This window comes from Saccharospirillum sp., assembly GCF_039982735.1.
Classification (GTDB): Bacteria; Pseudomonadota; Gammaproteobacteria; order Pseudomonadales; family Natronospirillaceae; genus Saccharospirillum.
On the sequence record NZ_JBDWXV010000015.1, the window covers coordinates 96,313 to 111,333 of the forward strand.

The 15,021-nt window shown below is 57.6% G+C and carries 15 protein-coding genes; all 15 read right to left on the reverse strand.

Annotated elements, in window-relative coordinates:
- Positions 1-86 precede the first annotated feature (86 nt).
- Positions 87-1,241 carry a PQQ-binding-like beta-propeller repeat protein gene (locus ABJT94_RS13885; RefSeq protein WP_348476124.1) on the reverse strand — a complete coding sequence of 385 codons (1,155 nt, stop codon included), beginning with the start codon at positions 1,239-1,241 and terminating at the stop codon, positions 87-89.
- A complete protein-coding gene (locus ABJT94_RS13890) occupies positions 1,241-1,882 on the reverse strand; it encodes a tetratricopeptide repeat protein (protein WP_348476125.1) in 642 nt (213 codons plus the stop codon). The genes ABJT94_RS13885 and ABJT94_RS13890 overlap by 1 nt, the downstream gene beginning before the upstream one ends.
- A gap of 85 nt (positions 1,883-1,967) precedes the next feature.
- The gene (hisS, locus tag ABJT94_RS13895) at positions 1,968-3,281 is read right to left on the reverse strand and encodes a histidine--tRNA ligase (protein ID WP_348476126.1); all 1,314 of its coding nucleotides are present in this window, start codon (positions 3,279-3,281) and stop codon (positions 1,968-1,970) included.
- A gap of 64 nt (positions 3,282-3,345) precedes the next feature.
- Positions 3,346-4,467, reverse strand: a complete 1,122-nt coding sequence (gene ispG / locus ABJT94_RS13900) for a flavodoxin-dependent (E)-4-hydroxy-3-methylbut-2-enyl-diphosphate synthase (protein WP_348476128.1) — start codon at positions 4,465-4,467, stop codon at positions 3,346-3,348.
- A complete protein-coding gene (locus ABJT94_RS13905; protein ID WP_348476130.1) occupies positions 4,464-5,252 on the reverse strand; it encodes a tetratricopeptide repeat protein in 789 nt (262 codons plus the stop codon). The genes ispG and ABJT94_RS13905 overlap by 4 nt, the downstream gene beginning before the upstream one ends.
- Positions 5,249-6,412, reverse strand: coding sequence for a 23S rRNA (adenine(2503)-C(2))-methyltransferase RlmN (gene rlmN, locus ABJT94_RS13910; RefSeq protein WP_348476131.1), 1,164 nt, complete (start codon positions 6,410-6,412; stop codon positions 5,249-5,251). Before rlmN ends, ABJT94_RS13905 begins: the two co-directional genes overlap by 4 nt.
- Positions 6,413-6,523: 111 nt before the next feature.
- Positions 6,524-6,952, reverse strand: a complete 429-nt coding sequence (ndk, locus tag ABJT94_RS13915) for a nucleoside-diphosphate kinase (protein ID WP_127555805.1) — start codon at positions 6,950-6,952, stop codon at positions 6,524-6,526.
- Between the two features lie 188 nt (positions 6,953-7,140).
- Positions 7,141-8,703: an EAL domain-containing protein gene (locus tag ABJT94_RS13920; protein ID WP_348476133.1), complete on the reverse strand. Its 1,563-nt coding sequence runs from the start codon at positions 8,701-8,703 to the stop codon at positions 7,141-7,143.
- A 32-nt stretch (positions 8,704-8,735) separates the two neighbouring features.
- Positions 8,736-9,155, reverse strand: a complete 420-nt coding sequence (locus tag ABJT94_RS13925) for a SufE family protein (protein ID WP_348476135.1) — start codon at positions 9,153-9,155, stop codon at positions 8,736-8,738.
- Between the two features lie 81 nt (positions 9,156-9,236).
- Positions 9,237-9,764 carry a putative Fe-S cluster assembly protein SufT gene (gene sufT, locus ABJT94_RS13930; RefSeq protein ID WP_348476136.1) on the reverse strand — a complete coding sequence of 176 codons (528 nt, stop codon included), beginning with the start codon at positions 9,762-9,764 and terminating at the stop codon, positions 9,237-9,239.
- Positions 9,764-10,162 (reverse strand): iron-sulfur cluster assembly accessory protein, encoded by a 399-nt coding sequence (locus tag ABJT94_RS13935; RefSeq protein WP_348476137.1) that lies wholly within the window; start codon positions 10,160-10,162, stop codon positions 9,764-9,766. The genes sufT and ABJT94_RS13935 overlap by 1 nt, the downstream gene beginning before the upstream one ends.
- 87 nt (positions 10,163-10,249) lie before the next feature.
- Complete coding sequence (locus ABJT94_RS13940) at positions 10,250-11,470, reverse strand: cysteine desulfurase (RefSeq protein ID WP_348476138.1); 1,221 nt, start codon at positions 11,468-11,470, stop codon at positions 10,250-10,252.
- Complete coding sequence (sufD, locus tag ABJT94_RS13945; protein ID WP_348476139.1) at positions 11,467-12,759, reverse strand: Fe-S cluster assembly protein SufD; 1,293 nt, start codon at positions 12,757-12,759, stop codon at positions 11,467-11,469. Before sufD ends, ABJT94_RS13940 begins: the two co-directional genes overlap by 4 nt.
- Positions 12,760-13,509, reverse strand: coding sequence for a Fe-S cluster assembly ATPase SufC (gene sufC / locus ABJT94_RS13950; protein ID WP_348476140.1), 750 nt, complete (start codon positions 13,507-13,509; stop codon positions 12,760-12,762). It abuts the gene before it with no gap.
- 71 nt (positions 13,510-13,580) lie between these two features.
- Complete coding sequence (sufB, locus tag ABJT94_RS13955) at positions 13,581-15,017, reverse strand: Fe-S cluster assembly protein SufB (protein WP_213677473.1); 1,437 nt, start codon at positions 15,015-15,017, stop codon at positions 13,581-13,583.
- Positions 15,018-15,021: the final 4 nt, after the last annotated feature.

Below are 15,021 nucleotides of genomic sequence, written 5' to 3' on the forward strand. Positions count from 1 at the left end.
GCTATTAATGCAAGAAACCGCGAGACCAATTCTGGCCTCGCGGTTCGTATTTTAGTCACGTTTTCACGGGTGGCACCCGGTGGCCGCTACTGATCGCGCCGGCGCAAGCTCATCATCTTGATGCGCGAGCTGTTGCCTTGTTGCAAAAGGCGGTCACCAAAAGGTACTGGTGCGGTGTAAATACCAGTCCAGTCAATCGACTGAGAGACTAGCCATTCACCGGACTGCGCATCCAGAACATGGACGAAACCCGCACCGTCGGCAACGGCCAGGGCGTCCTGGCCCGGCCACTCCACCAATTCGGTCAGGCGGCGGTAGGTAAACTGTTCCTGAGTCCAGACCGGTTCCAGCGTTTGCGGGTCCATGGCGATGACGTGGCTTTGATCGTTCACGCCATACCAGTAATTCTCACCGGCAACGATGGCCCGGTAAGTCGAAAACGGCTTGGTCGCGACCACTCGGCCAGAATCGGCTTCGATGACCAGCATATCACCCTGATAGCCCGCTGCCAGAATATAGCCGTCGACCACGGTGATGGAACCGTCAACATCGACCAGCCGGCTGACATCGGTTTTACCCGATGCACGGGCCAAACGGTACTCCCACTCGGGTGAGCCATCGTTCAGATTCAGTGCAACCAGCTTGCCGTTAGCCAGGCCAGTGACTACCCAGTCATTCACCACAACCGGGGCGGCGGTGCCGGTCACCGTCAGGCTCGGCTCGACGTCCTGATACGCCCATAGGGCCCGGCCCGTATTTCGCTCGAGCGCTGTCACGCGGCCATCGGTGGTTTGTACGATGATGCGGTCATCGAGCAATACCGGTGCTTCGGTTGCCAGCGCGCTGAGCGGGTTGCGCCAGACCGGCTCACCTTCCCAGTCGAGCATCAGCAAATCACCATTGCCAGTCACAACGACCATATTGCGTTCATCGGCGGCAACCGGCGACACGATCTGGTCGGCCACCTGACGCCGCCAGATGAACCGGCCGCGCTCGTTCAACAACACGATTTCACCGAGCGGCGATGCCGTCAGAATGCCCTGGTCTGTGACCGTTGGGGTAATCCGGTTCAACGGCACTTCGGTGTAGAAGTCGACCAGGATATGCCACCAGTCGATCGTCAGCCGGGCCTTTTCGGGCCGTTCTTCAGGCAGCGGCGCAGGCGCTTCCCGCAGTGGGCCCGACGAACAGGCAGCCAGCGTGAGGCTGGCGACCAGTGTCAGTATCGCAGTCAGCCGCATCAAGCGTCGTCCGTCATTGCAGCCAGATCATCCAGCTTCATTTTCAGATAAGGGCTTTCCACACCTTGTTGCTGGGCCTGTTCATAGGCCAGACGGTAGGCTTCGCGGGCAGCGTCAGCATCGCCATCGGCGCTGTGAATGTCGCCACGCAGCTCGTTGATCACCAGATCGTACCCTTCGGTTTCAATGCTATCGAGCGTCGCCAGTGCGGCAGAGGTGTTATCCCGCGCAAACTGGACCCGCGCCAGCCGAACCCGAGCCACGGGTGCCAACAGCGCATCACTGTTGTCGACGGCCCAGCTCAATTCCTCTTCAGCCGCAGCCAGGTCACCCTGCTCTACTTTCTCTTTGGCGGCTTGAAACGCTGCGTAAACAGCGTAGGTGGTGTCTGGGAAGTCAGACTTCAGCGCTTGTGCGAGGGCGAGACGTTCACCGGCATCGCTGCTGGTATCATCCACCAGCTCCATCAGGGTGATGTACATGCCCGAGGCCGCTTCCTGTTTGGCCTGTACCGAGTTGCTGTAATACAACCAGCCAAAGTAGGCGATGAGTGCCACCAGAATGCCACCAATAACGCCATTGCCGTAGGTTGCCCACCAGCGTTTAATCGCTTCAATCTGTTCCTGTTCGGTATCGTACACCCTGTCTTTCTCCTCTGGCGGCTGCCTGGCGGTTCAACCCGAACCCCTGGCAGCCGGTTCTCCGGCATCAGCCGGAGGGTCTGTTTTATGATTGTGCGTGCGTAACCGCATGTTGCGACTGGCTACCATACTGATTCATCAACCAGTTCGCCAGCTCCCCCTGCGCCAGGGTTTGCTGCGGTGCGTCGTCGCGTAGGGATTTGACAGTGACCTGACTGCCTGAGGCCTCGTCTTCACCCAGAATCAGCGCCCAGCGAGCACCTGACTTGTCGGCTTTTTTCATCTGGCTCTTGAAACTGCCACCGCCGCAATGGGAGATCAGCCTCAACCCGCCCACCTCAGTGCGCAGCGTTTCGGCCAGCGCCAGGCCCTGGGTTTCGGCCAGATCACCGGCCATGATCAGGTAGGCATCGACCGTCTCGAACACCTCGGCCGGTATCTTGTTAAGCGTCTCCAGCATCAGTAGTAACCGCTCAACACCCAAGGCAAACCCGGCCGCGGGTGTCGGTTTGCCGCCCAGCATGGGCACCAGCCCATCGTACCGGCCACCACCGCAGACGGTGCCCTGGGCACCCAGGCTGTCGGTTATCCACTCAAACACCGTCTGTGAATAATAATCGAGCCCGCGCACCAGCCGTGGGTTCACGGTATAACGGACGCCTGCGCTGTCGAGCCGGGTGCACAAACTCTGGAAGTGCATCCGCGACTCGTCATCCAGGTAGGCATCGAATTTGGGCGCGCTGTCCAGCAGCTTCTGTGTGCTTTCCGATTTGCTGTCCAGTATCCGCAACGGGTTGCTGTATAACCGGTTCTGGCTGTCTTCGTCGAGCTGCTCTTTCACCGTTTCCAGGTAATCGACCAGCGCCTTGCGATAGCGACCACGGGCTTCGGAACTGCCCAGCGTATTCAGGTTGAGGGTGACATGATCACCGAGGCCCAGGTTGTTTAGCAGGCGCGCGCTGACCAGAATCAGCTCGGCGTCGATATCCGGTGTGGCCACGCCAAAGACTTCAGCGCCAATCTGATGAAACTGACGGTAACGCCCTTTCTGCGGCCGCTCGTAACGAAACATGGCACCGCTGTACCAGAGACGTTGAATCTGGTTGTGCAGCAAGCCATGCTGCAACGCCGCTCTAACGCAGCCGGCCGTGCCTTCGGGGCGCAGAGTCAGGCTGTCACCACCGCGGTCATCAAAGGTGTACATTTCCTTTTCAACAATATCGGTATGCTCGCCCACGCCGCGTTTGAACAGCGCCGTTGGTTCAACCACCGGCATGCGAATTTCGCGATAGCCATATTGACCCAAAACGGTTTTGATCTGGCCTTCCAGGTACTGCCAGACCGGACTCGCCTCCGGCAGGATATCGTTCATGCCACGGATGGCTTGTAATGTGGACAACCTTACTCTCCCTCAATCAATGCGTTCGGCCCGGGACACAAGGTCCGGGAATCGCCGACCCATATTACTGGCTCTTGGCGATAACCAGCGCTTCTTCGGCTTCTTTTTCGGCAATTTTACGGCGGATCAATTGTTCGTAGTGATCCACCAGGGTGTCGTTCTGCACTTTATGGTCCGGCTTGCCATCGACGTAAATCAGGTTGGAGGGGCTGCCGCCGGTGAGGCCAAGGTCAGCCTCCTTGGCTTCACCCGGGCCGTTAACCACGCAGCCGATCACCGCAACGTCGAGAGGCGTTAGCACGTCTTCCAGACGCGATTCGAGCGCATTCATGGTGCCAATCACATCGAAGTTCTGCCGCGAGCAACTCGGGCAAGCAATAAAGTTAATGCCCTTGTTACGCAACCGCAGGCTTTTCAGAATATCAAAGCCAACTTTAATCTCTTCAACCGGGTCCGCCGCCAGCGAGACCCGCAGTGTGTCGCCAATGCCGTCCATCAGCAGCATGCCCAGCCCTACCGATGACTTCACCGTGCCCGAGCGCAGGCCGCCAGCTTCGGTAATGCCCAGGTGCAGCGGCTGTTCAATCTGGCTCGCAATCTGGCGGTAGGCGGCAACCGTCATAAAGACATCGGAGGCTTTCAGGCTGAGTTTGAAGTTCTGGAAATCGAGCCGGTCAAGAATGTCGATGTGACGCATGGCCGATTCGACCAACGCTTCCGGTGTCGGTTCGCCGTATTTCTTTTGCAGGTCTTTTTCCAGAGAGCCGGCATTCACGCCAATACGGATGGGTATGTTGCGATCCCGCGCGGCTTCAACCACGGCCCGAACCCGATCTTCCCGGCCAATATTGCCAGGGTTGATGCGCAGGCAATCGACACCCAGTTCGGCGACTCGCAGTGCGATTTTGTAGTCGAAATGAATATCGGCGATCAGCGGCAGGCTGACGCGTTTGCGAATGGCGCCAAAGGCTTCGGCCGCGTCCATGCTGGGCACAGAGACCCGAACCAGATCGGCACCCGCCGATTGCAGCCGTTCGATCTGATCGACTGTGGCATCGACATCGCAGGTTTCGGTGTTGGTCATGCTCTGTACGGCGATGGGCGCATCGCCACCAATTGGCACGTCTCCAACCCAGATTTTGCGAGATACCCGACGCTTGATCGGGCTAACGTGTTGCTTGTTCATGAAACACCCTGCTCTTGCTTCCAGCGTTGAAATTCACGAAATTCGGGGCTGTTGGCAAAACGGTTGCGAAATTGCAATTCGAGTGATGAATAAAGATCTTCATCGTTCATGGCATGGGCGATGCGGACACCCAGCCAGAGTGTGAACGGGGTCTGGTTCGCCCGGTTGGCACGCACCAGCGAAATGTACCCCCGGTAGGCTCGCAATGCTTCCTGCATGCGCTCCTGCTGGAATTGCAAATCGGCCAATCCGATGTAGCTGTTCACCAGCAACCGGTCCAGCACAATGGCCCGCTCATAGGCAGCAATGGCTTCGTCGACCCGGTCAACACGGCGCGAACTCAGCGCCAGGTATTCGAAACTCAGGGCACGACGCTGGTAAAAAGTGTCTTGAACAACGTCGGCGAATTCCTCGCGCGCGTTTTCATAGCTGCGTTCGTTATAGAGGAAGACCGCGTACTGAAACCGTGCTTCAGTGCCGCCATCGTACCGGATGGCGCGGCGAAAATGGTGATCGGCCAGGTCAACTTCCCGTTCGACTTCATACACACGGGCCAAACCGAGGTGAGCCCCCGAGGCCCGGCTGTCGATGTCGAGCGCCTGGTCCAGCGAGCGCTTGGCTTCGAACAGGTTGTTGTTTTCGAAGTGGGCATAGCCAATCTGAATATAGGTTTCTACGGCCTTGTCCAGATCCTGTTTTCCGGAGAATGGGCTTTGGGTTGTTGTCACACAGGCGGTTAACAACACCGACACTGCAACAAGCGCCAGGGCACGGATCACGTTCATAATACATTCCTCTGAAAACGGGCACCCGCCAGTTCGGCCGCCGTCTGGCCCAACTGAACCGCTTCGATAAACCGGTCGGAACGACGGGTCTTGTCTGTTACCTCCCCAACCAGCTGACCGCAGGCCGCATCGATGTCGTCGCCACGCGTTTTGCGAATGGTCACGTTGTAGCCCGCTGCCGTCAGGATATCCCGGAACTTGTGCATCCGGTTGTTGCTGGGGCGTTCATACCCCGAATTCGGAAAGGGATTAAACGGAATCAGGTTGATTTTGCAGGGTGTATTGCGTAACACCTCTACCAGCTCGTGGGCGAGCTCGGGTTTGTCATTCACTTCGTTCATCAGCGTGTATTCAATGGTGACCACACGCTTTTCCGAGAACCGGCTCATGTAATGGTTGCAGGCGTCCAGCACCGATTCGATGTTGTACTTGCGGTTCACCGGCACCAGCGTATTGCGCAAGGCATCGTTGGGTGCGTGCAGCGACAGTGCCAGTGCCACATCAGTGACCTTGGCCAGTTCATAAATGGCGGGCACCACGCCCGATGTGCTCAGCGTCACCCGGCGTTTAGACAGGCCATAGGCGTTGTCTTCCATCATCAGCCCCATCGCCTCGACCACGTTGTCGAAGTTCAGCAGCGGTTCGCCCATGCCCATCATCACCACATTGGTGACCCTGCGCTGGCGTTTTTCACCCGGCTGGTCGAACGATCGCACCGCAATCCAGACCTGGCCAATGATTTCAGCGGTACTCAAATCCCGGTTAAAGCCCTGTTTGCCGGTTGAGCAAAAGGAGCAGTCCAGCGCGCAGCCAATCTGGGAGGAAACGCAGAGAGTGCCACGGTCATCTTCGGGAATGAACACCGTTTCAATGGCACTGCCGCCCGGCATCTTCATGACCCATTTGCGGGTGCCGTCTTTCGAGTCTTTCTGGTAAGTCACTTCGGGCGCGACAATTTCAGCGCACTCGTGCAGCTTGGCCCGGGTGGCCTTGCTGATGTCGGTCATGTCGTCGAAATTGTCGACGCCATGCTGGTGAATCCACTTCAGAACCTGAATCGCGCGAAATTTCTTTTCGCCGAGACGGTCGACAAAAAACGCCTCCAGGGCGGGCAGTCCCATCCCCAGCAGGTTCACTTTCTGTGCCGTTTGTTCAGTCATGAATTCACCTTTGTATTCGGTAGGTCGTTCTAAAACAGCAGGCCCGGCACACCCGGAGGCGTGCCTGAATGGGCCTGCCGGGGCAGCCTGGTGCTGCCCCGCATCGATGCTTCAGCCGCGCGGGCAGATCTCATCGTTCGAGAAGAAATAGGCAATTTCGCGCTCGGCCGAGGCCGGGGCGTCAGAACCGTGCACGGCATTGGCGTCAATGCTGTCAGCGTAGTCGTGACGCAGGGTGCCTGCAGCGGCTTCAGCCGGGTTGGTTGCGCCCATGATCTCACGGTTCTTGGCAATGGCGTTCTCGCCTTCCAGAACCTGAACCATCACCGGGCCAGACGTCATGAACTGGACCAGAGCACCGAAAAACGGACGCTCTTTGTGCTCGGCGTAAAAGCCTTCAGCCTGCTCCTGGCTCAAATGAACCATTTTTGAGGCAACGATGCTCAGGCCAGCAGCCTCAAAGCGGCTGTAGATGGCGCCAATCAGGTTTTTGGCAACGGCATCGGGCTTAACGATGGAAAAGGTGCGTTCAATAGCCATGTTCAGTAAAGCTCCACTGTGTACGAATTGAGTCGGGCGCGGATTATACGTGGCTGGAGCCGCCGTTACCATGGCTCCGGGGCGGGTTTTACCCGACTTGACACGGGCCTGAGCCAGGCCGCAAGGCGACGGGTGTCAGGACCGAGCGGTGAAGCAGCTGTAAATCAACCGAAACAGGGGCCAAGGCGTTAGAGACGGTCCCACACTGAGGCATCCAGAGCAACGCCGGTCGCGCGGCCCCGGGACAGGAAGCGGTTCTCAAACTCACGCGGTGACAGCGGCTGGCTGAAGTAGTAGCCCTGAATACTGTCGACGCCCAGGGTTTCCAGGCAGTGCATTTGGGCAGCTGTTTCAACACCTTCAGCCACCACACTCATGCCCAGACTGTGCCCCATCTTCACCATGGCGTCGACCATGGCTTCATCCTGGCTGCGCCGGGCGATATCGTTGATGAACGTCTTGTCGATTTTCAGCACGGTAAAGGGCAAATTGCGCAAGTAGGACAAGGAAGAATAGCCCGTACCAAAGTCATCCAGCGCCAGATGCACGCCCGCGTCCCTGAGCACATTCAGTTCGCGCACCACCCGCTCGGATGCATTGACCAGCAACCCCTCGGTCACCTCCAGCTGCAACGAATTGGGGTTCAGCAACACCTGACCCAGAACGGTCTTAACCGCGGCCAGAATGCTCCCGTCCTGAAACTGGCGCGGGGAGACGTTTATCGACATCATCATCGGGATTTCGTACTGGGACTGCCAATGCCGCAGCTGGGCGCAGGCCTCTTTCAGCACCCATTGCCCGATCTCGCCTATTACCCCAATCTGCTCGGCAATGGGTATGAACACGGCCGGAGAGACCCGCCCCAGAGCTGGGTTGTTCCAGCGAATCAGTGCTTCCATCCCTTTCAGGCTGCGGTCTTCTGTTGCGACAATGGGCTGGTAAACCAGTGCCAGCTCACCCCGTTCCAGCGCCCCGCGAAGATGCTGGTCGATCTGCAACCGCTCGGCCGCCTGAATGTTCATCGACTGGGTAAAGAACTGGTAGCCCCGGCGGCCGCTGGCCTTGCTTTGAGCCAGAGCGCTGTCGGCCTCCCGAATCAGGGTCTCGCCGTCTCGGCCATCGGTGGGGCCCAGGCTGACGCCAATGGAGGCCGACACAGCCAACGAATGCGAATGGACGGCGAAGGGTTCAGACATGCTGGCCAGAATGCGCCGCGCCACCAGTTCGGCGGCCATGCCATCCTGAATGTGGGGCAACAGCACGATGAATTCGTCCGCGCCGTAGTAGCCCAGCAAGTCGCCCTTCTTCACAACGGACCGCAGCCGTACCGCAACGCTCTCCAGCAGTTGATTGGCAAGCTGATGCCCGAGGGCTTCGTTAATGTCTTTGAAGAAATCGAGGTCCATCATCAGCACGGCGCAGAGATGGTTGCGTTCTATCGCGACGTGCAAGGCTTCCTCAAGCCGCTCCCGCATATAACGGCGGCTATTGAGGCCGGTGAGCGGATCCTTGTTGGCTTCCTGACGGACGGTTTCGAGTTGCTGATGCGCTTCCAGCACCCGATAGTCGGCGGCGCGCTTGAGTCGCCGATAGTGGAGCGACCAGAGCACCAGAATGGCACCGCCAAACACAATGCCGGTCGCTAGTGTAACCCAGACCGACCAGGGCATGGCCAGCGACTGCAGTGACCACCAGGCGGCACCTTGCCAAAGCAACAATAAGCCCAAACTTATCCAACGTTTGTGTCGCACAGGCAATCCGCCGGTTTGGCTCTACCCTGATATCAGTGAGCAGCTATGTCCTTGATCCGGGCAACCATGGCTCTGAGTCCATTACCGCGCGTTGGACTGAGGTGTTTGACTAGATCCAGCTGCGAGAAATAGGCTTCGGTATCGAAGTCTAGAATCTGTTGGCGTGTTTTGCCATTGTAGGCAGCTAAAACAATGGCGAGCAAGCCCCGAACAATGTGGGCGTCGGAATCGGCCTGAAAGCGGATCTGCTCGCCGTCGGCGTCATCGACCAGCCACACCTGACTCTGGCAACCGCGAACGATTCGCTCGTCGGTTTTCAGGGCATCGTCCATCGCCGGCAAATCCTTCCCCAGATCAATGATATAGCGGTATCGGTCTTCCCAGGAGTCGAAGAAAGACAAGGTTTCAACGATGTCGTCGCTGGTGACATCAGTGCCGAATTCGGTGCTCATAACTGACCTGTTTGTCTGAAAATGGGTAGGGTAATACTTTAGTGGCATGTCGTTTTTAGCCAGAGAACAAGCCGTTTCCCGTTAAAAAAACAGGCCGGTCTCAAGCTGGGCTTCTTCGGACATTTTGTCACGACTCCAGGGCGGGTCGAACACCAGCTCAACCGTCACCGACTCGACACCGGGCACTTTCGCCACCCGGTATTTTACATCGTCGACCAATACCGGGCCCATTCCGCAGCCCGGGGCGGTCAGGGTCATGTCGACCATCACGTGGTGGCCTTCTATCGTCACCTTGTAGATCAGCCCCAGGGCGACCACATTCACCGGGATTTCCGGGTCAAAAATGGTTTCCATCGCCGCCCAGACCTGAGCTTCATCGATTTGGCCATCGGCCCGGGGTTCGAATTCCAGGCGCTGCGGCTCAAAGCCCAGGGCATCAGCGTCGGTACCGTCGATGCGGGCCATGTTGCCGTTGTGCACCACAGTGTAATTTCCACCCAGCGACTGGGTCAGGGTAACAAAGCTGTCCTGCGGGATGGTGATGGGCGTACCCACCGGCACCAGCCGAGCTTCAACATCACGCTGGGTAACCACCATGCGTTTTTCCATCAGTGCGCGGTCTCCGCCAGGTCGCTGTCGGCCGCCTTGTCGTCGACCACAAAGCTTTCACCGCAACCGCATTCTGCGGTCACGTTCGGGTTTCGGAACTTGATCACCCGGTTGATGCCGTCTTTGGCGAAATCGATCTCGGTACCCTGAACAATGGGCAGGGCGTCTTTTTGCACAAAGAGTGTGACGTCATCGGCCATGCTAAGGCGTACATCGGTTTCATCCGGTTGTGTCACCAGATCTACAATGTACATGTAACCGGAACAGCCGCTTTCCTTGATCGACAAGCGAATGCCCTGGGCACCCGCGTCCTGTATCTGGCGGCGACTGTGCTCCACAGCGGCGGCGGTCATGGTCAGCTGGGCTGACTGACGCGGATCAAAGGATTCAACACTCATGGTCGTACTCCTGTCTCACAAAGGGGCTGCTTACCTGTCGGTCTACAACCCAACGGGGTAATAGCAACGATATGGGGTCAACAGCGCTTACATCAAAAAAGTTTTGGCCTTGTCGAGCCCGGCGAACAGCGCATCGACATCGGCCCGGGTGTTGTACAGCGCGAAACTGGCGCGCACCGTGCCGGTTAACCCGAAGCGAGTCATGATCGGCATGGCGCAATGGTTGCCGGTACGTACCGCAACGCCTTGCTGGTCTAACAACATCCCCAAATCTGCCGGGTGGGCGCCTTCGAGCACAAACCCCATCACACCGGCACGATGATCGGCATCGCCAACCAGCGTCAGCCCCGGGTACGCTTTGGCGCGGCTGACGGCATAGTTCAGCACATCGGCCTCATGCGCGGCGACTGCGTCGCGATCCAGGCTGTTGATAAATTCAATGGCCGCACCGGTGCCAATAGCACCCGCGACGTTCGGCGTACCCGGCTCAAATTTGAACGGCAGCGTATTGTACGTAGTGCCTTCAAAAGACACAGTCTCGATCATTTCCCCACCGCCCATAAACGGCGGCATGGCATCGAGCAATTCGCGTTTGCCGTACAACACGCCTATCCCCATGGGGCCATACATTTTATGGGCAGAAAAGGCGTAAAAGTCGCAATCGAGCGCCTGCATGTCGAGTGGCCAGTGAGCCACCGCTTGCGCTCCGTCGATCATCACTTTGGCACCAACGGCATGAGCCTGTTCAATAATGGCCTCAACCGGGTTAACGGTGCCCAGCGCATTCGACACGTGCACAACGGACACCAGCTTGACGCGCTCGTCGAGCAAGTCGGAGAAGGCGGCCATATCCAACTGCCCGCGATCGTCCACCGGAATTGGCACCAGCTCGGCACCGGTCTGGGCGCCCAGTATCTGCCAGGGCACGATGTTGGCGTGATGCTCCATGCCGGAGACCAGCACCCGATCGCCCTGTTTGAGGTTATCGCGACCCCAGCTAAACGCCACCAGGTTAATCGCCTCGGTGGTGCCCTTGGTCCAGATCACTTCATCGGTACTGCGCGCATTGATAAAACCACGCACCGATTCACGCGCCTGTTCAAACCGGGCGGTGGCCCGGTCACTCAGGGTATGGGCACCGCGATGCACATTGCTGTTGTCGTGCCGGTAGTAGTCGGCAATGGCGTCAATCACGGCGTTCGGTTTGTGCGTGGTGGCGCCGTTATCCAGATACACCAGCGGTTTGCCGTTTACCTGCTGATCGAGTATTGGAAATTGGGCGCGTACGGCTTCGACATCAAAGCTCATACCAGGTGCCTCGCCAGTTCGTCTTCTTTGGCAAACAATGAAGCCAGCATGGGACGCAACAATTGCTTCACCGGTTCGTCATCGAGCGTTTCGAGCAGTTCGTTGATGAACCCAAAGCTCATCATGACTTCCGCTTCCTGCCGGCTGATACCGCGCGACAGAAAATAGAACATCGAGCCTTTATCGAGCTGGGCGACGGTTGCACCGTGGGCACATTTTACGTCGTCAGCGTAGATCTCAAGTTCAGGCTTGGTATTGATCTCGGCCTTGTGACTGGTCAGCAAATTCTTGTTGCTCAATTCGGCCAGTGTTTTCTGCGCATCTTTATGGATATGGATGCGACCGTTAAACACCGCCTTGGCTTCATCACCAATGATGCCGCGAAACACTTCATTCGATGTTCCGTGAGGCACTTCGTGCTCAAGCGTTGTGTGGTAATCGACGTGTTCCTTACCCCTGGGCAAATAAACGCCGTTCAACTGCAAGTGTGCGCCGCTGCCACAATGGCGAACCACAATGTCTTTGCGCTTTAACACACCGCCCAGCGCCATATGAAAGCTGTTCATCTGGCTGTGCGCCCGCAATACCGCTTGCACCGACCCCAGATGGCGAACATCGCCGGTTTCCAGCAGCAGGTGGTAGTGCGTCAGCTTGGCGCTGTCACCGACGTCAATTTCAGTCACCGGGTTAATGAATACCGGCCCGTCCGATTCACTGGTGAAGGTTTCCACCAAAGTCATCTGGCTGCGCGTCCCCAGATCCAACAACAGTCTAACCGGTACGGCGCGGCCACGGGCATTGGACGACAGAACCTGATTGATGTGCAGCGGCTTTTCCAGAACGGTTTCCGGCGCAACCTCAATCCACACGGCTTCTGCCAGCAAGGCCTGATTGAAGGTGGTGAACAACTGGTCACCGGCCAGGGTTTTAGCCAGCCGGCCTTCGAATTGCGCGCGCTGTTCAGGGGTTGCTTTTGACAGCAGACGAACGGTCACACCTTCTGGCAAAGCGTCATGATCAACTACCTTGCCATCGACCAGCGTGATCACCGTGCGGTCCCAGCTTTCAAAAACGGTCCCGGTTCCGGTACCTGGCTGTTCCGCCAGCGACCATTCGGTATCGAGCATGGATTTCAGCGGCGTGTACTTCCAGGCTTCGGTCTTGCGAGTCGGCCAGGGGGTCGCGGCAAATTGCGACCAGGCGCTCGCGCGCCAGTCTTTCAGCCAGCCCCAGTCAGACTGCGCCTGTAAGCCCTGATGAGCCTGTTCTGCCTGCATCGGGTCGGACACTTAGGCCACCTCCTCGTCGATCCAGCTGTAACCGTGTTTTTCCAGTTCCAGTGCCAGTTCGCGACCGCCGGATTTCACGATGCGGCCCTTGGCCAGCACGTGCACATAGTCGGGCACAATGTAATCGAGCAAACGCTGATAGTGAGTCACCACGATGATGCCGCGGTCCGGGCTGCGCAGCGCGTTCACGCCCCGGGCAACCACCTGCAGGGCATCAATATCGAGGCCGGAATCGGTTTCATCCAGAATGCACAGGCTCGGTTCCAGCAACATCATTTGCAGCAATTCGTTGCGCTTCTTTTCACCGCCCGAAAACCCTTCGTTAACGCCGCGCTTCAGGAAGTCTTGTGGCAGATCAACCGCCTTGCATTTCTCGCGAGCGAGCTTGATGAAGTCCATCGAGCTCATCACGTCTTCACCGCGTGCGGTGCGAATGGTATCGACGCTGGCTTTCAAGAATTCCATATTGGACACACCGGGAATCTCGACCGGGTATTGAAACGCCAGGAACACACCGGCGCGAGCACGCTCTTCGGCTTCCAGTTCGAGCAGGTCATTGCCTTTATAGGTCACACTGCCGCCCGTCACTTCGTAACCGGGGCGACCGGCCAAGACGTTGCCCAGGGTGCTTTTGCCAGCGCCGTTCGGGCCCATAATGGCATGCACTTCACCCGGCTTAACCTCCAGGTTCAGACCGTGCAGAATGGCGGTGTCCTCAACCCGGGCGTGCAAATCGTTAATGTTCAGCATGATTCAATCTCTTTCATTCAAATTCGGTTCATCGCGAGTGCGCACAGGGCCGGCTAAAGCGGCCCGGGAACTTAACCTACGGCACCTTCCAGACTGACTTCGAGCAACTTGCCGGCTTCAACGGCGAATTCCATCGGCAATTCGCGGAACACGTCTTTGCAGAAGCCGTTGACGATCATCGAGACCGCTTTTTCGGCATCGATGCCGCGTTGCTGGCAGAGGAACAACTGGTCGTCACTGACTTTCGAGGTGGTAGCCTCGTGCTCGATCACCGCCGTCGGGTTTTTCGACTCAATGTACGGAAAGGTGTGAGCCCCGCACTTGTCACCAATCAGCAGAGAATCGCACTGGGTGTAGTTACGCGCACCTTCCGCGCCCGGGTTCATTTTTACCAAACCGCGATAACTGTTCGAGCTCTGCTTGGCGCTGATGCCCTTGGCAATAATGGTCGAACGGGTGTTTTTGCCCAGATGAATCATCTTGGTGCCGGTATCGGCCTGCTGATAATTACTGGTCAGTGCCACAGAATAAAACTCGCCGATGCTGTCATCGCCTTTGAGGATGCAGGACGGGTATTTCCAGGTGACCGCCGAGCCGGTTTCAACCTGCGTCCAGGAGATCTTCGAGCGGTTGTGGGCAATACCGCGCTTGGTCACGAAGTTGTAGATGCCGCCCTTGCCCTGTGCATCACCGGGGTACCAGTTTTGCACGGTCGAGTATTTGATGTCGGCGTCGTCCAGCGCAACCAGCTCGACCACCGCCGCGTGCAACTGGTTTTCATCGCGCATCGGCGCGGTGCAACCCTCGAGATAACTGACCTGGCTGCCTTCGTCGGCGATAATCAGAGTGCGCTCGAACTGGCCGGTTTTGGCTTCGTTGATGCGGAAATAGGTCGACAGTTCCATTGGGCAACGCACGCCCTTGGGAATGTAGACGAAGGAGCCATCGGAGAAGACCGCCGAGTTCAACGCGGCGTAGAAATTGTCTTTCTGCGGCACAACCGAACCGAGGTATTTCTTAACCAGCTCCGGGTATTCATGCACGGCTTCGGAGATCGGGCAGAAAATCACCCCGGCGTCCTTCAGTTTCTGGCGAAAGGTGGTGCCTACAGAAACACTGTCGAACACCATGTCGACCGCAACCCCGGCCAGCACTTCCTGCTCGTGCACGGGAATGCCCAGTTTTTCATAGGTGCGCAGCAACTCCGGGTCAACTTCATCCAGCGATTGCGGGCCGTCTTCCATACTCTTGGGCGAAGAATAGTAAGACAACGCCTGGAAATCCGGTTTCGGGTAAACCACATGGGCCCACTCCGGTTCTTTCATTTCCAGCCAGGCACGGTAGGCCTTCAGACGCCACTCGAGCATCCATTCGGGTTCCTGCTTCTTGGCTGAAATCAGACGAATGACGTCTTCGTTCAAACCGGGCGGAATGGTCAGCGACTCGATATCGGTTATCCAACCGGCCGAGTATTCTGACTTCAGATACTGGTCTATGTTCTCACTCATGGTA

Bases quoted from the DNA above. Each gene is read 5' to 3' on its own strand.
- ABJT94_RS13885 (WP_348476124.1), bottom strand. From the start codon at position 1,241: ATGCGGCTGACTGCGATACTGACACTGGTCGCCAGCCTCACGCTGGCT.
- ispG (WP_348476128.1), bottom strand. From the start codon at position 4,467: ATGAACAAGCAACACGTTAGCCCGATCAAGCGTCGGGTATCTCGCAAA.
- ABJT94_RS13905 (WP_348476130.1), bottom strand. From the start codon at position 5,252: ATGAACGTGATCCGTGCCCTGGCGCTTGTTGCAGTGTCGGTGTTGTTA.
- rlmN (WP_348476131.1), bottom strand. From the start codon at position 6,412: ATGACTGAACAAACGGCACAGAAAGTGAACCTGCTGGGGATGGGACTG.
- ndk (WP_127555805.1), bottom strand. From the start codon at position 6,952: ATGGCTATTGAACGCACCTTTTCCATCGTTAAGCCCGATGCCGTTGCC.
- ABJT94_RS13925 (WP_348476135.1), bottom strand. From the start codon at position 9,155: ATGAGCACCGAATTCGGCACTGATGTCACCAGCGACGACATCGTTGAA.
- sufT (WP_348476136.1), bottom strand. From the start codon at position 9,764: ATGGAAAAACGCATGGTGGTTACCCAGCGTGATGTTGAAGCTCGGCTG.
- ABJT94_RS13935 (WP_348476137.1), bottom strand. From the start codon at position 10,162: ATGAGTGTTGAATCCTTTGATCCGCGTCAGTCAGCCCAGCTGACCATG.
- ABJT94_RS13940 (WP_348476138.1), bottom strand. From the start codon at position 11,470: ATGAGCTTTGATGTCGAAGCCGTACGCGCCCAATTTCCAATACTCGAT.
- sufC (WP_348476140.1), bottom strand. From the start codon at position 13,509: ATGCTGAACATTAACGATTTGCACGCCCGGGTTGAGGACACCGCCATT.
- sufB (WP_213677473.1), bottom strand. From the start codon at position 15,017: ATGAGTGAGAACATAGACCAGTATCTGAAGTCAGAATACTCGGCCGGT.